Below are 24849 nucleotides of genomic sequence, written 5' to 3' on the forward strand. Positions count from 1 at the left end.
CCCCAACCGCCGTACCAGCGCCATTGCGTTCATGTTCAGCGGCCTGACGCTTGCCAACCTGATCGGTACACCGGCGGGTACCTGGCTGGGACAGATGATTTCCTGGCGCGCGACTTTTATGGCGATCACCGTGATAGGTGCGGTGGCGATGGTGGCTGTAGCGTTGCTGGTACCCAAGGGTAAACCGCATCAGGTGCCCAGTTTGCGCCGGGAGTTCTCCGCTTTCGTCGATGTACATGTGTTGCTGGCCATGGGCATTACTGTGCTCGGGCCCGCTGCGTTCTTTACCTCTATCACCTATATCTCGCCAATGATGACGGAGTTGACGGGGTACTCGAACAACGGCGTGACCGGCATTCTTTTTCTGTTCGGGCTGGGACTGTTTATCGGCAATTTATTGGGCGGCAAGCTGGCGGACCGCGCCCTGATGCCTTTGTTGTATGTCACTCTGGCGGGGCAGGCACTGGTGCTGTTCGTATTTTTCTTCGTCGTGGAAAGTCGCTTGGCGTCAGCGCTTTGCGTCTTGCTGATGGCTGGCTTCGGCTTTGCCAGCGTGTCGCCCATTCAGCGCCTGGTGATGGACAAGGCTCGGGCAGCCGGGGCACCGAACCTTGCTGCGTCCGTCAACATAGGCTTGTTCAATCTCGGCAACGCTATCGGAGCCTGGCTGGGCGGTTGGGTGATCGCGTTGGGATTCGGTTACGCGGCACCCAATTGGGTTGGAGGCATTCTGTCAACGTGCGCACTGGTGCTGGCCATCGCGTCCGGCTGGCTCACGGTTTCTCATGTTGCAAAACACAAAGCAGCCATGCCCTGCCCCGCGACTGCGGGTTGTCATCCGGGCAGCTGACGCCCGCTCGCTGACAATTGCGAGGGAGTGATTGGGCGACCTAGCCGAAATGCAGTTCTGCCAAAGTCTCACCTTCAAACGTGGAGGAAATCGTCAAGGTCCAGCCGAACCGCTCGCAAATTCGTCGAGTGATAAACAGACCCAGACCTTGTCCTCCGCCCTGTTTGCTCGAATCGCGCAACGCTCGGTTATAGCGTCGGGCGGCCTCGGCAACATCGAAGCCTCCCGTGCTGTTGAGGATCCTCAACGTGTTGACTGCCAGAGATATTTTGATAGGCCCTGCGCTGCTGTGCTCAGCCGCATTACGCAGCAAGTTGCTGACCACAATACGAACCATGGCTTCGGGACAATCAAGCACCACGGGCTGAAATTCACCCATCTCGAATGCCGCGCCGGTGCCCTGCAATAAATGCTCATGATCGTCGACCAGCGCCGCGGTCAGCCTGTCAAGTCGGGTGGTTTCAGCGCAAACCTTCGCCTCGGGCTCCCGGGACAGAAACAATAATGCCGACATGATTTCCGTCAGATTGCCTATTGTCGACTCGATGCGAGCCAACGGTCGATCGGCTTCTGCCGGCAGCTCATACAGTTTGATTACGTCGACCGCGCCTGCAATCACGGCGATGGGCGTGCGGAACTCATGGCTGGCGAGGTCCAGAAGGCTGCGCTCGCGTTCAATGAATCGCTCTACGCGGTCAAGGTGACGGTTGACGATGACGGCAATGTCGTGCAATTCGCTTAAAGCGAAATCGGTAGCGAGACGTTGGGACGGCTGCGCCGGGTCCAGATCGTCCATCCGTTGGGCCAGTGACTGGATCGGTCGCCTCAACGTGCGGTAGATCCAGACAATCGCGCCCACGATCATCAGGCTGCTTAATATCGCCATGAGCACGCTCAGCAGTGCGGTCATGTTTTGATAATTCTCCAGGTCTGTTATGTCTACCGACATAACAATGCGCCCCTCCCCGATCGGCGTTACCAGTACCGCATAACTGCGGTCGGTATCGTAGGCGTCCATCTGATGTTCATCGTGGTATCCGGGGTCGAGCAGCGCGAAGTAGTGCGGCATGTCCGCTGGCAAAACATGCCCGTGCAGATGCCAGCCCCGGACAATACCCGTCGATGAAAGATGTTTTTCCGGGACAGGTCGTCCATCAGACAAGTATTGGTCCGTACTCGACTGTAAAAGCTCACGCCAGATGGGATGAACGACCATCTGCTGGCTCAAGTTGCCCTGAATGGTCAGCACTGCCGCCAACGTGAGGCCGAACAAAATGAAAATCGCACTGATCTTGCGAGTCAAGCTACTGGCTGCCATCGAGAATCTCGCTGAGGGCGTGCTCATTCGTCGCAGGCTTGCAGACGATAACCGCTACCCGCGACGGTTTTTATCAGCTTGTGTGAAGCCTCTCCGTCCACGGCCTTACGCAGCATGTACATATGCGAACGCAGGGCATCGTTGTCCGGAACGTGGTCATCCCAGATAAGCGTTTCCAGTTCATCCCTACGCACTAAACCCGGGGACCTGCGCATCAGCAAAGCCAGTAAGGACCGTCGAACCGGAGTCATTGCGAGTGTTTTACCAGCCCTCGTCACTCTTAGGGTGTTCAGGTCGAACCGCAAGTCAGCCACTTCCAGTACCTGCGACTCAAGCAGCGCGCCGTTCACGCGTTGCGTGACAACTCTTAATCTTATTTCGAGCTCTGCAAGTGCAACCGGTTTAACCAGGTAATCGTCCGCGCCCGTCAAGAAACCCTGAATTTTGTCTTCAACCTGATCTTTGGCGGTGATGACGATCACCGGGATGCGAGACTTCAACTGACTGCGAAGCTTCGCCAACATGGTGATGCCATCCATGCGCGGCATCATCCAGTCCAGCACGATGACATCGTAGCGGTTGCTCGCCAGCAAACTGAGGCCGGTCTCACCATCCGGGGCCGCATCGGGGTTATGACCACAGGCCAGGAGGTAATCATAAATGTTGGCAGCCAAGGCAGCATTGTCTTCAATGATGAGAACGCTCAGCGCCTGTTTGACCATAGTGTCCATGCTCACGACTCGACGTATTTGCAGGAAGTCAGAGCCCGTATCGCAGCGCACATCAGCGAGCATCTGGTACGGGCTAGTTGCAGATCAAAAACCTCGCGATATCCCGAAAAACGCAGACATCGAGCCGTTTGTGTCCTCGTCTACCAAGGGGCTATCGGTGATTTTCCCTGGCAGGTGTTCGTAGGAAACGTTAGCGATGAACGCCCAGCGGTCCGCGAAGGGTCGGACGAAATCCAGACCTACGTGTTGCACCGTAGCACTGCCTGGGCGGTAATCGATTACGCCTCGGTCGACTTCGACAGGCAGCGTACCGTAATAGTAGTTCGCCAGTTTTTTCGACAGGAAGGAAATACCGACGTTAGGCGTGATGCTGTTTTTTCCCCACTGCATGGGGTAGCCATATTTCAACCCTGCTTCATAGCCATCGGTCGCGTTACTGATGTCGCCTTTGACGTCGAGTTCCAGCTGCCCCAGGTCCCCTGTCCACGTGGCCGCAATGCCGAGGTCAATCGCATCGTCGCGATCTTCGAGCAATGAGCGGTCGATGCCACGCTCTGCCAGTTCGCGCCTGCCGAAATCTGAACGATCGATGCCATCCATGCGTGCAGACAGTGTCGCATCGATGGCGAAGTCGTCACGCTTGAACAGATGCGCGCCCCCGGCTATTCCGCGCCAGAAAAAGCGCTCACTGTCATAGCTGATCAGAGGGAAAGGCGTTACTTGCGTGCCCTCACCAGCGTAGACGCCGCTTGATACAGCTGCGCCAAGCCCGAGGCCCCAGCGCGATTCCTGCGTTTGCCGGGTAGACACCGAAGTAGCGTCACTGCCGGAAATCTCGGCTTTGGCCATGCCGGAAACGGCACACAGCATGACGGACAAGATCAGAGAAGGCTTCATTGCAGCACCATGAATTCATTTGAGTGGAGTTGTGCGCCGTGCGCAGTGCTAACGCTGAACCACGGCTGTCGTCGAAATGTCGCTGAGCGTCTCTCAGCGCTTATTTAACGGGGCTGACTGCAAACCACGTCGGTGGTGATCGAGCCAAGGTAATTACTTGAATAGCGCACGGTATTACCCGGTCGCAGATAGAGGCCTTTTTTCACTTCGCGCGCCAGGTAGTCCTCGATGACACCGAGCTGTTGATCCCGGTTACTGGCGCCCATGAGTTGGTTGATAACGTCCGGGCCGGGCTCTTTGAACACCACGCCATCACCCGTACCTGTAAGCACTGCGCTACCTGTGCCGATTGCCGGGCGATCGACCATGGGGATACGGCCGCCTTGATATGACCAGGTGCGGGTCGTCGCTTGATCAAGTGTTTCCTGCACGATAGTGCGAAGGTCTTTGATCATATCGCCCGCTTTCGCGTGTTGACGTCGTTCGCCATCAACATAAGTTTCAATGACGACATCGGCGAGAAAGGCTTTCCAGTCTTTGGGAACTACCAGAAACGGGCCCGTGGGAAAACGGTCGCTTCCGCTTTTCGCATCGGGGAAACCGTCCCCGGAGGCGACGTCCTTCAAGTTGATATTTCTGACCAGTGTCGCGCGATCACTGAAGTCCCCGCAGATGAAGAAGCCCTTGCGTGCTTCGTCGAAGTCCGCTGCGGATTTAAGCTCGCGGTCGAACCGTGCGCACACTTCAACCTCGTAATCCATCAAGGCGCCGGCTGCGGCGGTGATCTTTGAACGGGGACCGCCGGCAGGCGAAATCTTGGGGAACAGAAAAGCCTCGTCTACGCCTACTTCCTCGCCATGCTCTGGATAATTCGTGCCTGCCGCGATATGCGCCACACCCCGTGGGCCTACACCCATCAGCCGTATCAGCGGGTGCACTTGCGTCTGTGACGATTGGCCTGCCAGCGCGTCGAGTTGCGTGGTGCTGAAACGGTTGATGACATCGAATGCATCAGCGCTATGAAGACCGGACAGTTCGCTCAAGTCGATTGCCGTGACGCTGGTTTCGGACAACGTGATGACCAGCAGAGTACTGACGGCGTTGCCTCTGCGCACTTGTGCAAAGGTGTGGGCTGTCTGCACCGGCGCCAGCATCGGTTTGGCCGCCGCCGCGTTGATGGAAAGCGCAGCTGTGCTTTCGGCGACGGGAATGGCTGTCGCTAATATCAGTGCCAGAACGGGTACGACAGTTCGGATTGGAGGCATGCGGGAGGCTCGGAATGGCGGTTTGGGAGTGCCTATTCTGGTGGCCTTGTGTCGTTGGATTGTCGTCGAGCCATCCCGACCGACCTCGCGCCAATGAACTGAGCGCCAGGATAGCCCCGACTCCAAGTCTTACCCCAACGCCTTGCGTCGATGGGCGCCCGAATCATCTGCCCTATCAATGCATTCCCATGACCGCCCCTCGTAACGTCGCCCACGAACAAATACAGCAAGAGAAAAAGAATCACGGCGAAGAAATTACGCCGAATGCCGAGCACACGCCCCAGCCTGGTATGAAGCCAGCGCTTGAAGACGAAAATGACAAACAAGCCGAGCAATACACTGACTGAACTGGAATTTGTCATCTGGCGGTGCTGGCTGAAGTCAACAATGGCTGCTTTTACCGATTTCTCCCACTGATTAGCTGGGTCGCTGGCTGCGATACAACGCAACTGTTGAAGGAATTTGAGTACACGACGGGACAGCATCAGTCGGGCCGCGCCCCTGTTACCGAGGCCAACGGCCAGTGCCCATTACCGAAGCCCGGACCAGACCTGGCAGCGCAACCGTCAGTGCAAATGCGCACTGCCCGTGGGGTCGTCCAGTTGAATGACGTTTCCCTTACTCCAGGCATCGGCCCCCGCGTCGATATCAGGTGCAGGGATGTCAGCTCGCGCCTTCTTCTTCTCCGAGCTGTTTATGCCAAATCTGTTATCCCGTTCCCTGACCATTTTCGGGTCGGCCTGGCCATCGGCAGTGAATCCCATCATCAGTTGAGGAACACCCAAAGGCAGCTCTTTATTCAGGTCGGTGTGCCACGTATGCCATGTCTTGCCATAGGTATTAACGAGCTTTTCCATGAGCGCATGTTCGGCAACTTCTGGAATCCCGGGCGCAATTAATTGACCCGACTTCACCTCATGAACATGGCTGTGCCACAGCGCCTTTTCCGCACCGGGCAATCTGGCGAACAGTTGCTTGCTGATGATGTATTCCACTCCCATCAACTTGGCGTCCTTGCGATTGCCGTCGTAGATCACGCACTGGATGACCTCTTCGTTCAGGATCGAACAATAGTGGTGAGCTTCCATCTGCACGTCGCGGTGCCCGTTGTAGAAATGAAATCCATCGAGGTAGGCGTTGAGCGCTTCGATCGGCGGGCGCGATTGAAGCAGCGCTGCGCCCGCCTCCAGCGTTTTGGTGCTGGAAGTCTTCGCCTCGCCCGGTGCAAGCACCTTCGACGCCGTATTGTTGCCCGCGCACGCAGTCAGCAACCCGATGACGGCGAACGTTATCACTGTTCTGGACGCGATCTGATAATCAGCTTTGAACTTGATCTCTTTCATTGCCCTGACTTCCTTCCATTGGCGATGCAGTCACCATTGGACAGTGGAAGCGCCGATGAGATCAAAAAAACGCTCGGGGCAGGCTCATCCACACGTAGCCCAGACTCGCGGAATAAAGGAAAGCCAGGTTGAATGACCGGTACCGACCGAGCAAGCTCAGGAAAGAACCCGTCATTCACGCAAATGCGTTCGCCCGAGGAGGGAAACCCTGCCTCCCCGCGTATCGCGGTTTTCCAGGCGAACGCCCATGCATGTAAACATCAATTGCCCTGGCCGCAGCTCTGGGAGTAGGAGCCATAGTCGAACGCCTGAGTTGCACCAGCCGAATCAAGGTAAGTCAGCCGAGTCTGGACGATCCCGCAGCCGGAGGCCGATGCCTCTTTAATCGACAGTACTTTGGCAATGTCCAGATGATCGCCGTACATGTAAGCGGCAGGTTTGACTTCGTTCTGAGCGTTCGCTGCGACTGCGCTCACGCTGAGCAGGGCAAACAATGAAGCGAGGCTGAGGTTCTTCCAGTTCATGACATATCTCCGAACGTTGAGGGCATTTGCGAGACGGGATGTGCTGTCTCGTTGGTTCCCATTTAACGGCCGTCAGGTATCCCGGATGTGTCACTCAGGGCTTCGAAATAAACATTACGTATCGACAGGCAGCCTGGATACACAGCGATACATTTCGAGCTGGGCGCTTTTTTTCAGTGTGAGTTGAAAGGGCTGATCCCCTATCTGCAGAAACGGAGAAAGGCGGGGTTTGTCGTCAGGGTTTGGCTTGATGCGCCTCGCCAACATGCGCATCCATCGGCTTCGTCTCCGGCACAATAAAACTCACCACTGTACTGGTGAGGATCTTGTGAGTCGGGTCAGCCACCTCCAGCAACACTTTGTGAGCGCCCGGCGTCAGCCCGACCAGAATAATCGGGTCTTCACTGGTGTGGGCCCATGTTCCCTTCCAGTCATCGACGGTCACATGCAGGTGGCCGAGACGCGGTGATACCTCCTGCGCCTCTTTGCCAAACACCGGAATGATCCTGGCGTGCTCGGCTCGATACTGAATAATGACAACACCACGAGCGAGCGGCGCGGCCAGCGGTGGATAGGCAATAAGTCGGGGCGCTGTTTCGGATTCCAGCGGGAGAATGGGCGGCGGGCTGTTATCGGCGAACCCCTGCCCGGACGCCGCCATAAACAGAACGAAGCCCAAAGCTGGAACTGATGGATTTCCGAGAGCAAGGCGCATGGAATTTTCCTCCCGAGTGATCCTCTTAAGGCTAGATCAAACCGGGCCGTTGTCTACGCCTGCCAATGGGTTTTGGCCACTCGAAACGGCCTAGCAACCAAGGGCATCTGCCGCTTCCGTGAGGGAGTCTACGATCACATCCCAATCCTGTTCAGCCTTCAGGTCAGATGTCTGGCCTGGCCCATGTTCGGTCGGGCGCCGAACAAACACCGTTTTGAGCCCAATAGCACTGGCGGCGGCCAGATCGGAATTGTGCGCAGCCACCATCGCGATTTGCGCCGGTGCCAGGCCCACGGCCTTTGCAGACTTCAAGTAAGTTTGCGGCTGAGGTTTATAGGTTCCGGCGATCTCCGCGCCGAGGATCACATCCCAAGGCAAACCGCCGAATTTCGCGAGATTGAGCATGCCGGCAATGTGCCCGTTCGACAGCGCACCGATCGAGAATTTGCCCTTCAGTCGCGTTAGTGCAGTGACGGAGTCAGGCCAAGGGTCGAGCCTCTCCCATGCCTTGTTGAGGTCTACCAGTTCGGCGTTTGTAATTCCGCCAAAATCGGCGTCGTGCCTGGCCAGCACGGATTCCAGATTTTCCCGGTTCAGAACATCGAGCGTCACGAACGGCCGCTCTCCAGAGCGCACGCGTTGCATGGAGGGTTGATAGAGCCCTCGCCACTGATCGGCGAAGTCGAGGGGGTCAACGTTCAGACCATGACGCTGAAGAAATGGAGCCGCGGCTCGGGCGACACCGCTCCGCCAGTCCACGACGGTTCCGAACACGTCGAAACCGAGAAAACTTACCTCGTGCAGGTTGGTCATGCGGTTGCTCCTGAAATAAGACGTGTGATTTTTCAACCCACTCAATTGGAGAATCCTCGCCCACCAAGCGGGCAATGCATCGAATCCGTAGTAAGGCACATCGACCGCTATTTTGTACTGACCTCGGGGCACGCCATTTCATTTCATCGGTAGCCGATTAGAAACTCATTTAAGGGACTTGTGCTTCACGTATTATGGTATACCATCATACGCACAGACACCTTTCACCCGATACGGAGCAGCTCATGAGTTTCGAAATTCGCAAGATCGTCAGCTATGTCGAAGAAACCTTCATCGAAGGCGGCAAAGCCACCGATAAGCCAGTGACTATGGTCGGCCTGGCCGTTGTCATGAAAAATCCTTGGGTAGGCAATGGCTTCGTCGAAGACCTGAAACCACAGATCAGAGCCAACTGCTCCGATCTCGGCGCGATGATGGTCGAGCGTCTGGTGAGCATCATTGGCGGCGCCGAAAAAATCGAAGCGTATGGCAAAGCTGCCGTCGTTGGCGCAGACGGCGAGATCGAACATGCCTCCGCCGTGATTCACACCTTGCGTTTCGGCAATCACTACCGTGAAGCGGTCAAGGCCAAGAGCTATCTGAGCTTTACCAACAAGCGCGGTGGGCCGGGCAGCTCGATTCAGATTCCGATGATGCATAAGGACGACGAAGGTCTGCGTTCGCACTACATCACCCTGGAAATGAAGATCGAAGATGCGCCCCGCGCCGACGAAATCGTCGTGGTATTGGGCTGCGCCGATGGCGGTCGCCTGCATCCTCGCATTGGTAACCGCTACATCGATCTGGAAGAACTGGCCGCTGAAAAAGCCCAGTAATTCTGCCGAGTACCAAAACAAAAAGGCATGCAGGAGCGCTCCATGATTCGGCTCACCGCTGAACGCACCCCGGCTGGCACCAGTTACCTGGCGACCGGCCAAGGCCAGCCCGTGGTCTTGATCCACGGCGTGGGCCTGAACAAAGAAATGTGGGGCGGCCAAATCGTTGGCCTGGCCACCAAATACCGTGTGGTTGCCTACGATATGCTCGGCCACGGTGCCAGCCCGCGTCCTGAAAGCGGTACACCGCTGCTGGGCTACGCCGACCAGTTGCTGGAATTGCTCGACCACCTGCAATTGCCTCAAGCGACGGTGATCGGCTTCTCCATGGGTGGCCTTGTCGCCAGAGCATTTGCGTTGCACTACCCGCAACGCCTGCAAGGCCTGGTGGTACTCAACAGCGTGTTCAACCGCAGTCCCGAACAGCGCGCCGGGGTCATTGCCCGCACCGCTCAAGCGGCCGAACACGGCCCGGATGCGAATGCGGAAGCGGCGCTCTCCCGCTGGTTCAGCCGCGAGTATCAGGCCGCCAACCCGGCGCAGATTGCCGCGCTGCGCCAAACGCTGGCGGACAACGACCCGCAGGGCTATTTGACCACTTACGAGCTGTTCGCCACACAAGACATGTACCGCGCCGAGGACCTGGGCAGTATTCAAGCGCCGACCCTCGTCGCCACGGGCGAGCTGGACCCCGGATCAACACCGCAAATGGCCAGACAGCTGGCCGCGCAAATCCCCGGAGCCACCGTTGCCGTGCTCGCCGAGCAACGGCATATGATGCCCGTAGAATCGCCGCGCCTGGTCAACCAGCTGCTGCTGGAATTCCTCGACACTGCGCACTCCCGACCCACCCAGATAAAGGGGATCGTTGCATGACGCTCGCACGCTTCCAGATGTGCATTGGCGGTGAATGGGTTGACGCCCTCTCCGGCAAGACTTTCGACAGCCTCAACCCGGCGCTTGCCGAACCGTGGGCGCAACTGCCCGATGCCGACGAAGCCGATGTGGAGCGCGCCGTACAGGCGGCGCAAACGGCTTTCGACAGCCCTGCCTGGCGCGGATTAACGGCCACCGCACGCGGCAAGCTGCTGCGCCGACTTGGCGACCTGATTGCCGAAAACAAGGAGCAACTGGCGCAACTGGAAAGCCGCGACAACGGCAAGCTCATTCGCGAAACCCGTGGTCAGGTCAGCTATCTCCCGGAGTTCTTCCACTACACCGCAGGCCTCGCCGACAAGCTCGAAGGCGGCACTCTGCCGCTGGACAAGCCGGATCTGTTCGCCTACACCGTGCACGAAGCCATGGGCGTGGTCGCCGCGATCATTCCCTGGAACAGCCCTCTGTACCTGACCGCGATCAAGCTGGCCCCGGCCCTGGCCGCTGGCAATACCATCGTGATCAAACCTTCGGAGCACGCTTCGGCGACCATTCTCGAGCTGGCGCGTCTGGCACTTGAGGCCGGCATTCCGCCCGGCGTGGTCAACGTCGTCACGGGTTATGGGCCGAGCACCGGCGCCGCCCTCACCCGCCACCCGCTGGTCCGCAAAATCGCCTTCACCGGCGGCGCGGCGACCGCGCGACATGTCGTGCGCAGCAGCGCCGAAAACTTCGCCAGGCTGTCGCTGGAACTGGGTGGCAAGTCACCCAATATTATTTTCGCCGATGCCCACCTCGACAGTGCAATCAACGGCGCGATTGCCGGCATCTACGCTGCCTCTGGCCAAAGTTGCGTGTCGGGCTCGCGCCTGCTGGTTCAGGACGAAATTTACGATGAGTTTGTCGAACGGCTGATCGAACGGGCCAAACGCATCCGCATTGGCAACCCGCAGGAAGACAGCAGCGAAATGGGCCCCATGGCCACTGCGCAACAGCTGGCAGTCGTCGAAGGTCTGGTCGCTGATGCTATCGCCGAAGGGGCGCACCTGCGACTGGGTGGCAAACGCCCGCAGGGTTTGGGCGAAGGCTGGTTCTACGAACCCACGCTGTTCGAGTGCGACCGCAATTCGATGAAAATCATGCAGGAAGAAGTGTTTGGCCCGGTCGCCTCGGTCATCCGCTTCAAGGATGAAGCCGAGGCGCTGGCGATTGCCAATGACTCGCAATTTGGCCTCGCTGCAGGCATCTGGACCCGCGACCTGGGGCGTGCACATCGCCTCGCCCGGGACGTGCGTTCGGGGATCATCTGGGTTAACACCTACCGCGCGGTCTCGGCCATGGCGCCGATCGGCGGCTTCAAGAACAGCGGCTATGGACGCGAGAGCGGCATCGATTCGGTGCTGGCCTACACCGAGTTGAAGACGGTGTGGATCAATCTGTCCCAGGCGCCCATGCCTGATCCGTTTGTGATGCGTTAGGAGAATTTTGAAATGATCGAACCCGGCATTTACAAAGACGTCATGAGCTCCTTTCCATCAGGGGTAACGGTAGTCACCACACTCGACCCGGAAGGCGGCATCGTCGGCATCACTGCCAGCGCCTTCAGTGCGCTGTCGATTGACCCCGCGCTGGTGTTGTTCTGCCCCAACTACGCCTCGGACACGTACCCGATCCTGCGCGACAGCAAGCGGTTTGCGATTCACCTGCTATCCGCTGACCAGACAGCCGAAGCCTATGCCTTCGCCAGTAAAGGCAAGGACAAAGCCAAGGCCATCGAGTGGCACCTGAGCGAGTTGGGCAACCCGTTGCTGGCCAAGGCGACGGCGATCATCGAGTGCGAACTGTGGCGCGAATACGACGGCGGCGATCACGCGATCATCGTTGGCGCAGTGAAAAACCTGATCCTGCCCGAGCAGCCGGTGACGCCGATGATCTACCACAAAGGCAAGCTGGGCGCCCTGCCCGTCCTGACCTGACCAACCCAAAAACTGTAGGAGCGAGCCTGCTCGCGATGCGGTGCACCCGTCATGATTGATGCTGAATGTACCCCAGCCATCGCGAGCAGGCTCGCTCCCACAGGTGATCTACCTAAAACTCCAGGAGCCAGCATGAGTCCAGCAGCCTCACTACTGTTCCGCCAGCAGGCCTACATCGATGGCCAATGGCTCGATGCCGCCGATGGCGCCAGTCAGGAAATCTTCAATCCGGCGAACGGCGAATTCATCGGACGGGTGCCAAACCTTGGCGCGAAGGAAGCAAAACAAGCCATCGCGGCCGCTGACAAAGCATGGCCAGCGTGGCGCGCATTGACCGCCAAGGAACGCAGCCAGATTCTCAAGCGCTGGCATGCGCTGATGCTCGAGAACTCCGACGCGCTGGCAGAAATCCTCACCCTCGAACAAGGCAAGCCGCTGGCGGAAGCCAAGGGGGAAATTCTCTACGCGGCGAGCTTCATCGAGTGGTTCGCCGAAGAGGCCAAGCGCATCTACGGCGACACCATACCGAGCCACAAAAGCGATGCACGCATTGTGGTCAGCAAAGAGCCCATCGGCGTCGTTGCGGCCATTACACCGTGGAATTTTCCGGCAGCGATGATTACCCGCAAGGCCGGCCCGGCGCTGGCCGCTGGTTGCCCTTGCATTGTCAAACCCGCGCCCGAAACGCCATTCTCGGCGCTGGCCATGGCCGCTCTGGCCGAGCAGGCCGGCATCCCGCCGGGTATTTTCAATGTCATCACTGGCGACGCCATCGCCATTGGCGCCGAGCTGACGTCAAGTCCTTTGGTGCGCAAGCTGTCGTTCACCGGCTCCACGGCGATCGGCAAATTGCTCATGGCGCAGTGCGCACCGACGCTGAAAAAAGTCTCGCTGGAGCTCGGCGGCAATGCGCCCTTTATCGTTTTCGATGACGCCAATCTGGAGCGCGCCGTCGAAGGGGCGATGATCGCCAAGTTTCGCAACGCCGGGCAGACGTGCGTGTGCGTCAATCGCTTTCTGGTGCAGGCCGGCATCCACGACGCGTTTGTAGCGCGACTGGCCGAACGCGTGGCCGAACTCAAGGTGGGCAGCGGCTTCGAGCAAGGCATCAATCAGGGCCCTTTGATCAATGAGCGCGCCGTGGCCAAAGTCGAAGACCACGTGCAGGACGCCTTGAGCCAGGGCGCGCAATTGCTCTGCGGCGGCGAGCGTCATGCATTGGGCCACGGGTTCTTCCAGCCGACCGTCCTGGCCGGCGTAACCCTGGCGATGAAAGTCGCCCGGGATGAAACCTTCGGTCCGCTGGCCGCCGTGTTCCGCTTCGACACCGAAGCCGAAGCCGTTCACATGGCCAACGACACCGAATTCGGCCTCGCCGCCTATTGCTACACCCGTGATCTGGGTCGCGCATGGCGCATGAGTGAAGCACTCGAATACGGCATGGTCGGCATTAACGAAGGGTTGATCTCCACGGAAGTTGCCCCCTTTGGCGGGATCAAATCTTCGGGTCTCGGCCGTGAAGGCTCCAAGTACGGCATCGAAGATTACCTGGAACTCAAATACACCCTGATGGGTGGGCTGGACGACTTCGGGAGCACGCCGCGATGAGTACCGACAAGTACGAAAACGGCTTGCAGATCCGCACTCAGGTGTTGGGCGAAGCCTACGTGAAACGCTCGATCGAGAACGCCGACGACTTCACCCGCCCGCTTCAGGAAATGGTCACCGAATACTGCTGGGGGCATGTCTGGGGCCGGGAGGGTTTGTCGCTTAAAGAGCGCAGCATGATAAACTTGGCCATGATTTCGGCCCTCAATCGGCCGCACGAGCTCAAGCTGCATGTACGTGGTGCCTTGCGTAACGGGCTGAGTCGTGAACAAATACGCGAAATTCTGCTTCAGGTCGGTATTTATTGCGGCGTTCCCGCGGCCGTCGACAGCTTCCGGCTCGCCCGTGAAGCGTTCGCCGAAGCCGATGCCGAGGCCTCCAGTTAACCTTTGGCTGTTGATTGACTGAGCACGATGATCCACGGATCGAAGTGCTCTTTTTGCATGGACAGCCACACTCAGAGCGGACCCCATGAAACGCCTGCCACTCGACGACAGCTTCAAGGTCAATCGCAATCCCGTTACCCTGCGCGAAATCGTGCTGGACAAGCTGCGCACCGCCATCATGAACTTCCAGCTGTTGCCGGGAGACCGTTTGGTCGAACGCGATCTGTGCGATCGTCTTGGCGTCAGCCGCACCTCGGTTCGCGAAGCATTGCGTCACCTGGAGTCCGAAGGCCTGGTGGAATTCGCCGATGCCAAGGGCCCGCGCGTGGCGATCATAACCCTCGCCGATGCCGTCGACATCTACGAGCTGCGGTGTGTCCTCGAAGGATTGATCGTTCAGCTGTTCACCCTGCGCGCCAAGGCGAAGGACATCAAGGCCTTGGAAAAAGCCCTTGCAGAGAACCGCAAGGCGCTCAAAGAAGGGGAACTGCAACAGGTCATCGACTCGGTACAAGGCTTTTACGACGTCTTGCTCGAAGGCTCGGGCAACCACGTGGCGGCCACCCAACTGCGTCAGTTGCAGGCACGCATCAGCTACCTGCGAGCGACTTCGGTGTCCCAGGAAAATCGCCGTGGCGCCAGTAACCAGGAAATGGAACGCATGGTGGAAGCGATCAAGAGCGGTGATGCTTTGGCCGCACATCAGGCGTGCGTCGATCACGTTCGGGCTGCCGCCGCCGTCGCCCTCGATTACCTCAAGCGCAAGCAGGAAGAAACCGGCGAACTGCCGCTGATCACCCTGCCCATCGCCCTCAAAGAACCGCGCATAGGTCGCTAATCATGTTCAGCCCGAGCTTTTGTCCAAAGTGTGGCGGCGCTGACCTCAATCAGCAGCTGCCACCGGGCGATACGCACGAGCGACTGATGTGTCGAGGTTGTGGCTACATCCATTACATCAATCCGAAAATCATTGCCGGCTGCATCATTGAGCAGGACGGCAAATACCTGCTCTGCCAACGTGCAATCCCACCGCGTCCCGGCACCTGGACGCTGCCGGCAGGCTTCATGGAAGGTGGTGAGACCACCGAGCAGGCGGCGCTACGCGAAGTGTGGGAAGAAAGCGGTGTCCGTGCGGAAATTCTTTCGCCCTACTCGATTTTCAGCGTGCCGAAAATCAGCGAGGTGTACATCATCTTCCGCGCCATCGCGCTGGAGATCACCGGGCAATACGGGCTGGAGACGCTCGATTACAAATTCTTCGCGCCTGAGGATATTCCTTGGGAGAGCATTTACTACCCGGCGATCCGGCAGATTCTGGAGCGGTATATCGAGGAGCGGCAGGCGGGGGTTTACGGGATTTATATCGGCAATGATGACACCGGGAAGATTCACTTTATCCGCTAGCCGTGTATTTGTAGGAGCTGGCTTGCCAGCGATGGCGCCCTGCAGTTGACTGCGATCCATCTGCGAATGATGAGTCGCCTGTCAGGCAGCCATCGCTGGCAAGCCAGCTCCTACAATTGCTTCGGGCGCCACCCCCGGCCGTGCTCAAACCGGCGCCACGCCCTCTACGATAATGATCTGCGCCTGTGCCACACCTTCGCGATGGCGCTTGGCCTCCTGGTACTCATTTGACCGGTAACACGCGAGCGCCTGCTCGTAGGAATCAAACTCGATCACCACATTACGTTGCGCCTCAGGCCCTCCCTCCAACGCTTCGCTGCGCCCGCCCCGAGCCAACATCCGTCCGCCGTACAACGTGAAAGCCGCAGGCGCCCGCTGGGTGTATTGGCTGTATTGATCGGCATCCGCGACATCGACATGAGCAATCCAGTACGCCTTCATAGTGACCTCTCAGTGATTTCTGTATTATGGTATACCACATAATATCTCCATCAAACACTGAGAATCCGCACATGGCCTTCAACAGTATCGAACAAATAATCGAAGATTATCGTCAAGGCAGAATGGTCCTGCTGGTCGATGACGAAGATCGAGAAAACGAAGGCGACCTCCTGCTGGCTGCCGACTGCTGCACCGCGCAAGCGATCAGTTTCATGGCCCGCGAGGCGCGCGGCCTCATCTGCCTGACCCTGACCGATGAACATTGCCAACGCCTGGGACTGGAACAGATGGTGCCGAGCAACGGCAGCGTGTTCAGTACCGCCTTCACCGTGTCGATCGAAGCGGCGGTCGGCGTCACCACTGGCATTTCCGCTGCAGATCGCGCGCGCACCGTGGCTGCCGCTGTTGCCACCGGAGCCGGCCCCGCGGACATCGTGCAACCGGGCCACATCTTCCCTCTGCGGGCCAAGGAAGGTGGCGTGCTGACCCGCGCCGGACACACCGAGGCCGGTAGCGATTTGGCCCGTCTGGCCGGATTCACCCCCGCGTCGGTAATCGTCGAAGTCATGAATGACGACGGCACGATGGCCCGCCGCCCCGACCTGGAAATCTTCGCGCGCAAGCACGGCATCAAGATCGGCACCATCGCCGACCTGATCCACTATCGCCTGAGCACCGAACACACCGTGGCACGCATCGGCGAGCGCGACTTGCCCACGGTGCATGGCACCTTTCGTCTGGTGACCTTTGAGGATCGCATCGAAGGCGGCGTACACATGGCAATGGTAATGGGTGAACTGCGCCGCGATGAACCGACGCTGGTGCGCGTGCATGTCATTGACCCACTGCGCGATCTGGTCGGTGCCGAATACAGCGGGCCGTCGAACTGGACGCTGTGGGCCGCACTTCAACGGGTAGCTGAAGAAGGCCGCGGCGTGGTGGTGGTGCTCGCCAATCACGAATCCTCGCAGGCCTTGCTGGAACGGATCCCGCAACTGACCCAACCACCGCGTCAATTCAGCCGTTCGCAGTCACGGATCTATTCTGAAGTGGGCACCGGCGCGCAAATCCTGCAAGACCTGGGGGTGCGCAAGCTACGTCATCTGGGTCCTCCGCTGAAATATGCAGGCTTGACCGGCTACGACCTGGAAGTGGTGGAGAGCATACCGTTCAGCCAACAGTGACGAAGCGCTTGTGGCCAGGAGCTTACTCCCGCTGGGGCGCGCAGGATCCCGGACCGGAGACCGGGACGTCGTGAGCGAACCTAGGGCCGCTTCGCGTCCAGCGGGAGCAAGCTCCCTCGCCACAGAAGGCATCCGCGAAGCATCAAAACGCGATTTTTGGCAGATAGCCGGTAAGGCGAAACGCTTGCACAAAGTTTGGAATACCATAATATGATATTCCATAGACCGGACGACCGTAACAGGCTAGACGGACCTACTGCTCCCGATAGGCGGGCACTCCAAGCCCCGCTCATAAACACAACAATGAGGGCGTGAAAATGGTGTTGAACAAACGTGCTACCGCGATTCTTTTTGCGGGACTGCTCAGCGTGACCAGCCAGGCGTTGATGGCTGCCGAAAGCGTGAACTTCGTCAGTTGGGGCGGCAGCACCCAGGACGCGCAGAAGCAGGCCTGGGCCGACCCGTTCAGCAAGGCCAGCGGCATCACCGTGGTGCAGGACGGTCCTACTGACTACGGCAAACTCAAAGCCATGGTCGAGAGCGGCAACGTGCAGTGGGACGTGGTCGATGTCGAAGCCGACTTCGCCTTGCGCGCCGCCGCTGAAGGCTTGCTCGAACCGCTCGATTTCTCGGTGATCCAGCGTGACAAGATCGACCCGCGTTTTGTGACGGATCACGGCGTCGGCTCGTTCTTCTTCTCCTTTGTCCTCGGCTTCAACGAGGGCAAGCTCGGCGCCAAGAAGCCCGAAGACTGGTCCGCGCTGTTCGACACCAAAACCTACCCCGGCAAACGCGCACTCTACAAATGGCCAAGCCCAGGCGTGCTCGAACTGGCGCTGCTGGCTGATGGTGTAGCTGCCGACAAGCTCTACCCGCTGGACCTGGACCGCGCCTTCAAAAAACTCGACACCATCAAGAAAAATATCGTCTGGTGGGGCGGCGGTGCCCAGTCGCAGCAGTTGCTTGCCTCGGGCGAAGTCAGCATGGGCCAGTTCTGGAACGGTCGAATCCACGCCCTGCAAGAGGATGGCGCCCCGGTCGGCGTGAGCTGGAAACAGAACCTGGTCATGGCCGACATTCTGGTCATCCCCAAAGGCTCGAAAAACAAAGCGGCCGCGATGAAGTTTCTGGCCAACGCGAGCAGCGCCAAAGGGCAAGCTGATTTCTCCAACCTGACCGCCTACGCCCCGGTTAACGTCGACAGTATCGCCCGCCTAGATTCGGTGCTGGCGCCCAACCTGCCGACAGCTTATGCCAAGGATCAAATCACTCTCGACTTCGCGTACTGGGCCAAGAACGGTCCGGCCATCGCGACACGGTGGAACGAATGGCTGGTCAAATGAAAGTGACGGCAACCACGTCCCGTCAATCCACACCGACCGGGGGCGCCGCGAGCGCTGCCGGGGCGGTTCCTGGCCTGGTGAAAGTCGCCTCGCAAGCGCCTTCATTGACCCAGCGCTGGCGTGGCGCAAGTAACCTGATTCCTGCCCTGCTGTTCCTCGGCCTGTTCTTTCTGGCGCCATTGATCGGCCTGTTGCTGCGCGGTGTGCTCGAGCCCGTTCCGGGGCTGGGCAATTACGAGCAGCTGTTCGCCAACTCGGCGTACGCGCGGGTATTGCTCAACACCTTTTCGGTGGCCGGGCTGGTAACACTGTTCAGTCTGCTGCTGGGCTTTCCGCTGGCCTGGGCGATCACGCTGGTACCACGCGGCTGGGGCCGCTGGATCCTCAGTATCGTGCTGTTGTCGATGTGGACCAGCCTCCTCGCCCGCACCTATTCCTGGCTGGTATTGCTGCAAGCCTCCGGGGTGATCAACAAGGCGCTGATGGCGATGGGCATCATCGATCAACCGCTGGAAATGGTGCACAACCTGACCGGCGTAGTGATCGGTATGAGCTACATCATGATCCCGTTCATCGTGTTGCCGTTGCAGGCGACCATGCAGGCCATTGACCCGATGATCCTGCAAGCAGGCTCGATCTGTGGTGCCAGCCCGTGGACCAATTTCTTCCGGGTGTTTTTGCCGCTGTGCCGGCCAGGACTGTTCTCCGGTGGCTTGATGGTGTTCGTGATGTCGCTTGGTTACTACGTCACCCCGGCGCTGCTCGGCGGTGCGCAGAACATGATGCTGCCCGAGTTCATCATTCAGCAGGTGCAGTCGTTCCTCAACTGGGGACTGGCGAGCGCCGGTGCCGCGCTGCTGATCGTGATCACCCTGGTGCTGTTCTACTTCTACCTGAAGCTTCAGCCGGAATCCCCGGTTGGCGCCAGTAACGCGAGGTAAACCGTCATGCTCCTGACCCCTAATGCCATGAGCCCCCGGATGCGTTTCGGCCTGTATTTCACGACGGGACTGATCGCGCTGTTCCTGTTGTTGCCGATCGTTTTCATCGTCCTGCTTTCATTCGGTTCTTCGCAGTGGCTGGTCTTCCCGCCACCGGGCTGGACGCTGAAGTGGTATGGCCAGTTCTTCTCCAATCCGGACTGGATGAATGCCGCGATCGCCAGCCTCAAGGTCGCCGTACTGACCACGTTCTTCGCCGTGGCGCTGGGCCTGCCTACTGCTTTCGCGTTGGTCCGCGGACGCTTCCCAGGGCGGGAAATGCTCTACGGATTGTTCACCCTGCCGATGATCGTGCCGCTGGTGATTATCGCGGTCGCCGTGTATGCGCTGTTTCTCAAACTGGGGTACACCGGGACGATGTTTGCGTTTGTGGTCAGCCACGTCATTGTCGCGCTGCCGTTCACCATCATCTCGATCATCAACTCGCTGAAGCTGTTCGATCAGTCGATCGAAGATGCTGCGGTGATCTGCGGTGCCTCGCGCCTGCAAGCGGTATTCAAGGTGACGTTTCCGGCGATTCGCCCGGGGATGGTTGCCGGTGCGCTGTTTGTGTTTCTGGTCTCCTGGGACGAAGTGGTGCTGAGCGTGATGATGGCCAGCCCGACCCTGCAAACCCTTCCCGTGAAAATGTGGACCACTCTGCGCCAGGACCTGACGCCCGTGATCGCCGTCGCGTCGACGCTGCTGATCGGCCTCTCGGTATTGGTCATGGTCATCGCCGCCGCCGTTCGCCGGCGCAACCCAATCAGCGCTTGAGCGCCAGGAGAACGACATGAGTGCCGTCATCAAAGATCCCGCGCAGCAAACCGACCAACCCTTGGTGAGCCTGCGCAATCTGAACAAGTACTACGGCGACTTCGCGGCCGTGGACGACATTTCGCTGGACATCAAGGATGGTGAATTCCTGACCTTCCTCGGCTCCAGCGGTTCGGGTAAGAGTACCACGCTGTCGATGCTCGCCGGGTTCGAAACCCCGAGCAGCGGCGAGATCCTGGTCAACGGCCAATCGTTGGTCAACGTGCCGCCGCACAAGCGCGACATCGGAATGGTGTTCCAGCGTTACTCGCTGTTCCCTCACCTGTCAGTGCGCGACAACATCGCGTTCCCGCTGGCGATTCGCAAACTGGCCAGCGCCGAGCGTGAACGTCGGGTCGACGCGATGCTCAAGCTGGTGCAGCTCGAGCAATTTGCTCATCGGCGCCCTTCGCAACTGTCCGGCGGCCAACAACAGCGCGTCGCCATCGCGCGGGCGCTGGTGTACGAACCACGCATTCTGCTGATGGATGAACCGCTCGGCGCGCTGGATAAAAAGCTGCGTGAAGACTTGCAGGATGAACTCCGCCAACTGCATCGACGTCTGGGCATCACCATTGTTTACGTGACCCACGATCAGGAAGAAGCCATGCGCCTGTCGCAAAGGATCGCGATTTTCAGCCATGGAAAAATCGTCGGCCTGGGCAGTGGCTTTGACCTGTACCAGAATCCGCCGAATGCGTTTGTCGCGTCCTTCCTCGGCAACTCGAATTTCCTCAAGCTCAAGGCCCAGGGCAATGCCGTCGCAACATTCGAGAACCAATCGCTGTCGATTCGCCTGACCTCCGGGCTCCAAACAGATCAGGATGTCTTGCTGATGGTCCGGCCGGAAAAAGCCTTGGCATTAAGCGTCGACCAGGCCGCACAAGAGCCGCTGGCAGCCGGCTGGAACGAAGTCTCGGCCATCGTGGGGGAAGTGTTGTTCCTCGGTGAAAGCCAAACCTGCACCGTGATGACCTCGGGCGGCACCTCGATGACGGTGAAGGCGCTGTCCGCGGCCGGCATGCCGTTGAAGACCGGCGACCCAGTGCTCGTCCGCTGGGCCACGGCAGATGCGTGTGTGTATACCGAGTGGGCCGAGAGCGATCTGAACAAGGCGGCAGGGGCGCACTGATTGTCTGGTGTGCGAGATCCAAGTGTCACCCTCGGGGTCGCCGCAACGTCGGGTTGCGGTGGCCCATTTTTTTCTGTTTTCAGGCGTGAGAATATTCATCGGGGAACAACTCTTACGTCCGGATAAAGAAAATCAATATGGTATCCAGATGAGCCGTCGCCAATAGCGACGTGCACCCCACTCACTCCTTCATTCATCTGAGAGTTAATTCCATAATCGATATGAGGACCGACTGCAGCGTTAACACCAATTGCAAATTCTGTAAGCATCACCCCTCGGGAACCAGCGGCCAGTTCCAAAAGCCCAACATGCTCTGCCTTCGCCGTTTTGAATGAAGTGATGCGATTATCATCAACTGTCAGCAATGCACCCTCTTCGGAAACGCACTTGCGCAACTGCTGTAATGAATCCTCCCAAGTGTCTGAAATTAAAAATCCGCGCTGGCTAGCACGGCCATTATGCCGACAACCTTTCAGGCTAAGATAAATGAAACCTCTGGCTATAGATGTAGGATGAGTCTGTAGCCACACTCCGAAAATTATGAGTTTCTCAGTTTTATCTTTTTTCAGCCTTTCAGTCTCGCTAGGTTATTCGGTGGCTTTTCTTGAATCAAAGCTCATCGATACTTACCGAGGATTCTTCAATGCAATCGGAAAGAAAATACCTCACAGAGGCTGCCACCGATCAGGCTCTAAAGTTCCAGGACCTCACTGAGAAAAGCTCCCCGGATCACGCAATCCGTCTACTCATAAATGAAATACTCTCCGGGCTCTGCGATAAGGGTTGGCCGCAGGCCACAATCCACACCGGGCCGAGGATTGTTTCGGCGCAGGACAACTACGGATTGCTGGGATATGACCCCGCCGAAATAACCCTCGGCAGTGAACACACCCCGTTGGGTCGACGACGATTCGTTGCTGCGCACACAGACAACCAGCCAGATTCCGACAGCTATCCAGCAAGCTGCGTTTACCCGGCGCCCAGGCGAGATGATAGTGCTGGCAGCACCCGGGATCACTTTCCGACGCGATAGTCGCGATCGCTGGCATTGCGCGGAACCGCATCAAATGGATGTTTGGGTGCTCGGTGATCCCGAATTGTCGACGCACGCGCACCTGTTACGTTTGGTCAGCGATATTTTGATATCCGCTGTCCCGGGCAGGTCTTGGGTCCACAGCCCTAATGCCCACCACTACACCGAAGGCGGCATCGAGGTAAACGTGCTGAATGAGGGACATCCCGTCGAAGTGCTGGAGTGCGGACGCATTGCAGCGTCACTACTGAACCGGTTGCAAATAGATCCGTTGCAACACGGGGGACTGGCGCTCGGCATGGGGCTGGATCGCCTGACCATGTTGCGCAAAGGCATCCCCGACATTCGTCTGCTACGGGATCAGAACCCACGTGTACAAGCGCAACTGCATGACCTGGCCCCCTGGAAGGCGGTGTCGCGCCTGCCCTCGATCACTCGTGATATTTCCTTGGCGGTCACACCCGGACTGAGCGAGGAAGTGCTGACAGAGCGCATGCTGCAAGCTGCTGGCGACTGCGCTGACTGGATCGAAGAAATGCAAATCAAAGGTCGTTGGGAGCTTTCAGACTTACCCATGCAGGCAATCGAGCGCCTCGGCCTTTTACCCGGCCAGGAAAACGTGCTTCTGCGCGTAGTACTGCGTGACTGCTCGCGGTCTATCACCACCGCTGAAGCGAACACCCTTTATGCCAGGATCCAGTCGGCATTACATGAGGGTGCTCCGGGCGCCGGCTACAGAATGGACTCGGCTAACGCTTGAAATCTCGCCCGTTGCCAGGCTTCGGCCGGGCAACGGGAAATAATGCGAGTCCTCAATCGCTATACCCCAACCGCGCTGCCCTGCCCTCCTGCGTCTGCCCCCGCGTCGCCAGGCAGTAATACAACGGACAGGTCACCACCAGTCCCACCAGCCAGGACAAATCCGCCCCTTCAACAAGATTGGCGTACGGCCCTACATACAACGAGGTGTTGGCAAACGGCAGCTGCACAATGATCCCGATGAAATACGCCACAATCGCATGCAGATTAATGCGCCCGTAAATGCCGCCATCGGCACGGAAGATCGAGGCGATGTCGTAGTTGCCGCGCTTGATCAGGTAAAAATCGATCAGGTTGATCGACGCCCACGGCACCAGCACCAGGAGCAGCGCCAGAATCAGCCCGATGAATTGCGAGATGAAATCCGCCGAGGCGCCCAGCGCGACCAGGCAGCAACCCGCCAACACCACACTCGAGAGCACCACGCGCACCTTGACGCTCGGTGTCCATTGACTGGCGAACGTCTGGATCGAGGTGATGATCGAGAGCACCGCGCCGTACAGGTTCAGCGCGTTGTGGCTGATGATATTAAGCAGGAACAACACCATCAAAATCGGTCCCAGCCAGCCGGTAGACTGCTTCACAGCGTCCATTGCCTCGGTGCCTTCCGGGGTGGCCAATACCGCGACCGCGCCGAAGGTGAACGACAAGATCGTGCCCAGCGTAGCGCCCAGATAAGTGGCCCAGAACGGCTTGGCAATGCCGATGTCCGCTGGCAGGTAACGCGAGTAGTCAGACACGTAAGGTGAGAAGCTGATCTGCCAGATGATCCCCAGCGACACAGTGGCGAGCCAGCCGGACAGATTGAATTCGCCACGGGTGAAAAAATCGACGGGCAGTTCATGGGCAAAAATGTAGATGAAGCCAGCGAGCAAGGCGCTGCCCATGACCCAGGTCCCGATACGGTTGAGCGTGTGGATGAAGCGGTAGCCGATGATCCCGATTGCGGTGGCGCTGAGCGCGCCGATGATGATGCTAACCGGGACGGGCACCGAAGGCGCCAGGCCGACAATCGATTTGCCGGCCAGGACAATGTTGGAAATGAAGAAACCGACGTAGATCAGCGCAGCGAAGAACACGATCAGCAGTGCGCCGTAGCGTCCGAACTGACCTCGACTCTGCACCATTTGCGGAATGCCCATTCGCGGCCCTTGAGCCGACGCAAGTGCGATCACCAACCCGCCGATCATGTGCCCAAGCGCAATCGCCAGCAGGCCCCAAAACAGGTCCAGGTGGAATACCTGAACCACCATGGCACCGGTGACAATCGGCAGTGGCGCAATGTTGGTGCTGAACCACAGGGTGAAAAGATCGCGGGCCTTCCCGTGGCGCTCAGCGAGTGGGACGTAGTCGACTGTATGATTCTCGATCAACGGATCTTGCCGGGTCATCTGGGACATAGGAATGAACTCGAGTTTGTCTGATCTTATATTTGTATGAAGCCAAACCGGGGGAGCTCTTTTGGCTGCCCCTCAGATGCAGGCCATATTATGGTATTCCAAACATTTCACAAGACTGATGCGGTTTTTACTGACCATCTGATGCGCTTTTTCAACGTA

27 protein-coding genes are annotated in these 24849 nt (G+C 58.5%); 16 read left to right on the plus strand and 11 right to left on the minus strand.

All coding sequences use genetic code 11. The annotated features are described in order from the left end of the window. The coding region (locus DU29_RS01000000130170; RefSeq protein WP_050483132.1) for an MFS transporter at positions 1–850 on the plus strand (850 nt) is incomplete at its 5' end. Positions 851–890: 40 nt separating this feature from the next. Here DU29_RS01000000130170 and DU29_RS0117845 read toward each other — a convergent pair. The 4 genes from DU29_RS0117845 to DU29_RS0117860 form a co-directional block, all read right to left on the minus strand. Next, positions 891–2099, minus strand: a complete 1209-nt coding sequence (locus DU29_RS0117845) for a sensor histidine kinase (protein ID WP_201770524.1) — start codon at positions 2097–2099, stop codon at positions 891–893. Positions 2100–2191: 92 nt separating this feature from the next. Beyond that, on the minus strand, positions 2192–2890 hold the full coding sequence (locus DU29_RS0117850; RefSeq protein WP_028622895.1) for a response regulator transcription factor: 699 nt from the start codon (positions 2888–2890) through the stop codon (positions 2192–2194). Positions 2891–2983: 93 nt separating this feature from the next. Beyond that, the gene (locus DU29_RS0117855; RefSeq protein ID WP_081832509.1) at positions 2984–3796 is read right to left on the minus strand and encodes a MipA/OmpV family protein; all 813 of its coding nucleotides are present in this window, start codon (positions 3794–3796) and stop codon (positions 2984–2986) included. Between the two features lie 104 nt (positions 3797–3900). Next, positions 3901–4950 carry a fumarylacetoacetate hydrolase family protein gene (locus DU29_RS0117860; protein ID WP_161781297.1) on the minus strand — a complete coding sequence of 350 codons (1050 nt, stop codon included), beginning with the start codon at positions 4948–4950 and terminating at the stop codon, positions 3901–3903. A gap of 299 nt (positions 4951–5249) precedes the next feature. Here DU29_RS0117860 and DU29_RS1000000133015 point away from each other — a divergent pair, with 299 nt between their 5' ends. Continuing rightward, positions 5250–5408, plus strand: a complete 159-nt coding sequence (locus DU29_RS1000000133015; RefSeq protein WP_152635561.1) for a hypothetical protein — start codon at positions 5250–5252, stop codon at positions 5406–5408. Positions 5409–5627: 219 nt separating this feature from the next. On the opposite strand, the gene DU29_RS0117870 is transcribed toward DU29_RS1000000133015, so the two are convergent. The 4 genes from DU29_RS0117870 to DU29_RS0117885 form a co-directional block, all read right to left on the minus strand. Beyond that, complete coding sequence (locus DU29_RS0117870) at positions 5628–6404, minus strand: OBAP family protein (RefSeq protein ID WP_050483133.1); 777 nt, start codon at positions 6402–6404, stop codon at positions 5628–5630. 260 nt (positions 6405–6664) lie between these two features. Then, positions 6665–6928: a DUF2790 domain-containing protein gene (locus DU29_RS0117875; RefSeq protein ID WP_028622900.1), complete on the minus strand. Its 264-nt coding sequence runs from the start codon at positions 6926–6928 to the stop codon at positions 6665–6667. Positions 6929–7163: 235 nt separating this feature from the next. Beyond that, positions 7164–7643 (minus strand): DUF6130 family protein, encoded by a 480-nt coding sequence (locus DU29_RS0117880; protein ID WP_028622901.1) that lies wholly within the window; start codon positions 7641–7643, stop codon positions 7164–7166. A gap of 90 nt (positions 7644–7733) precedes the next feature. After that, positions 7734–8456, minus strand: a complete 723-nt coding sequence (locus tag DU29_RS0117885; RefSeq protein WP_028622902.1) for a haloacid dehalogenase type II — start codon at positions 8454–8456, stop codon at positions 7734–7736. 245 nt (positions 8457–8701) lie between these two features. Here DU29_RS0117885 and DU29_RS0117890 point away from each other — a divergent pair, with 245 nt between their 5' ends. From DU29_RS0117890 to DU29_RS0117925, 8 genes are all read left to right on the plus strand, one after another. Further along, complete coding sequence (locus DU29_RS0117890; protein WP_028622903.1) at positions 8702–9292, plus strand: amino acid synthesis family protein; 591 nt, start codon at positions 8702–8704, stop codon at positions 9290–9292. A gap of 42 nt (positions 9293–9334) precedes the next feature. Continuing rightward, positions 9335–10168: an alpha/beta fold hydrolase gene (locus DU29_RS0117895; RefSeq protein WP_028622904.1), complete on the plus strand. Its 834-nt coding sequence runs from the start codon at positions 9335–9337 to the stop codon at positions 10166–10168. Then, positions 10165–11646 (plus strand): aldehyde dehydrogenase, encoded by a 1482-nt coding sequence (locus DU29_RS0117900; protein ID WP_028622905.1) that lies wholly within the window; start codon positions 10165–10167, stop codon positions 11644–11646. Before DU29_RS0117895 ends, DU29_RS0117900 begins: the two co-directional genes overlap by 4 nt. 12 nt (positions 11647–11658) lie before the next feature. Further along, a complete protein-coding gene (locus DU29_RS0117905) occupies positions 11659–12144 on the plus strand; it encodes a flavin reductase family protein (RefSeq protein WP_028622906.1) in 486 nt (161 codons plus the stop codon). Positions 12145–12276: 132 nt separating this feature from the next. Further along, positions 12277–13752: an NAD-dependent succinate-semialdehyde dehydrogenase gene (locus DU29_RS0117910; protein ID WP_028622907.1), complete on the plus strand. Its 1476-nt coding sequence runs from the start codon at positions 12277–12279 to the stop codon at positions 13750–13752. Continuing rightward, on the plus strand, positions 13749–14138 hold the full coding sequence (locus tag DU29_RS0117915) for a carboxymuconolactone decarboxylase family protein (protein ID WP_028622908.1): 390 nt from the start codon (positions 13749–13751) through the stop codon (positions 14136–14138). The genes DU29_RS0117910 and DU29_RS0117915 overlap by 4 nt, the downstream gene beginning before the upstream one ends. Positions 14139–14223: 85 nt before the next feature. Next, on the plus strand, positions 14224–14976 hold the full coding sequence (locus DU29_RS0117920) for a GntR family transcriptional regulator (RefSeq protein WP_028622909.1): 753 nt from the start codon (positions 14224–14226) through the stop codon (positions 14974–14976). A 2-nt stretch (positions 14977–14978) separates the two neighbouring features. After that, positions 14979–15542, plus strand: coding sequence for an NUDIX hydrolase (locus tag DU29_RS0117925; protein WP_028622910.1), 564 nt, complete (start codon positions 14979–14981; stop codon positions 15540–15542). A 144-nt stretch (positions 15543–15686) separates the two neighbouring features. On the opposite strand, the gene DU29_RS0117930 is transcribed toward DU29_RS0117925, so the two are convergent. Further along, positions 15687–15983, minus strand: a complete 297-nt coding sequence (locus DU29_RS0117930) for a DUF1330 domain-containing protein (protein ID WP_028622911.1) — start codon at positions 15981–15983, stop codon at positions 15687–15689. Between the two features lie 71 nt (positions 15984–16054). Between DU29_RS0117930 and ribBA the strand changes: the two genes are divergently transcribed. From ribBA to DU29_RS0117955, 5 genes are all read left to right on the plus strand, one after another. Then, complete coding sequence (ribBA, locus tag DU29_RS0117935; RefSeq protein WP_028622912.1) at positions 16055–17167, plus strand: bifunctional 3,4-dihydroxy-2-butanone-4-phosphate synthase/GTP cyclohydrolase II; 1113 nt, start codon at positions 16055–16057, stop codon at positions 17165–17167. A gap of 317 nt (positions 17168–17484) precedes the next feature. Further along, positions 17485–18510, plus strand: a complete 1026-nt coding sequence (locus tag DU29_RS0117940; RefSeq protein WP_028622913.1) for an ABC transporter substrate-binding protein — start codon at positions 17485–17487, stop codon at positions 18508–18510. Beyond that, on the plus strand, positions 18507–19451 hold the full coding sequence (locus DU29_RS0117945) for an ABC transporter permease (protein ID WP_028622914.1): 945 nt from the start codon (positions 18507–18509) through the stop codon (positions 19449–19451). The genes DU29_RS0117940 and DU29_RS0117945 overlap by 4 nt, the downstream gene beginning before the upstream one ends. A gap of 6 nt (positions 19452–19457) precedes the next feature. After that, on the plus strand, positions 19458–20267 hold the full coding sequence (locus DU29_RS0117950; protein WP_028622915.1) for an ABC transporter permease: 810 nt from the start codon (positions 19458–19460) through the stop codon (positions 20265–20267). A 16-nt stretch (positions 20268–20283) separates the two neighbouring features. Beyond that, positions 20284–21438 carry an ABC transporter ATP-binding protein gene (locus tag DU29_RS0117955; RefSeq protein WP_028622916.1) on the plus strand — a complete coding sequence of 385 codons (1155 nt, stop codon included), beginning with the start codon at positions 20284–20286 and terminating at the stop codon, positions 21436–21438. 95 nt (positions 21439–21533) lie between these two features. On the opposite strand, the gene DU29_RS1000000132470 is transcribed toward DU29_RS0117955, so the two are convergent. Further along, positions 21534–21803 (minus strand): hypothetical protein, encoded by a 270-nt coding sequence (locus tag DU29_RS1000000132470; RefSeq protein WP_152635563.1) that lies wholly within the window; start codon positions 21801–21803, stop codon positions 21534–21536. A 516-nt stretch (positions 21804–22319) separates the two neighbouring features. On the opposite strand from DU29_RS1000000132470, the gene srmL reads away from it, so the two are divergent. Continuing rightward, complete coding sequence (gene srmL / locus DU29_RS1000000131635) at positions 22320–23231, plus strand: PheS-related mystery ligase SrmL (RefSeq protein ID WP_236645626.1); 912 nt, start codon at positions 22320–22322, stop codon at positions 23229–23231. Positions 23232–23283: 52 nt separating this feature from the next. Here the strand turns inward: srmL and DU29_RS0117970 are convergent, their stop codons facing one another. Beyond that, the gene (locus tag DU29_RS0117970; protein WP_028622919.1) at positions 23284–24690 is read right to left on the minus strand and encodes a purine-cytosine permease family protein; all 1407 of its coding nucleotides are present in this window, start codon (positions 24688–24690) and stop codon (positions 23284–23286) included. Positions 24691–24849 lie beyond the last annotated feature (159 nt).

This window comes from Pseudomonas sp. Ant30-3 (genome assembly GCF_000690905.1).
Classification (GTDB): Bacteria; Pseudomonadota; Gammaproteobacteria; order Pseudomonadales; family Pseudomonadaceae; genus Aquipseudomonas.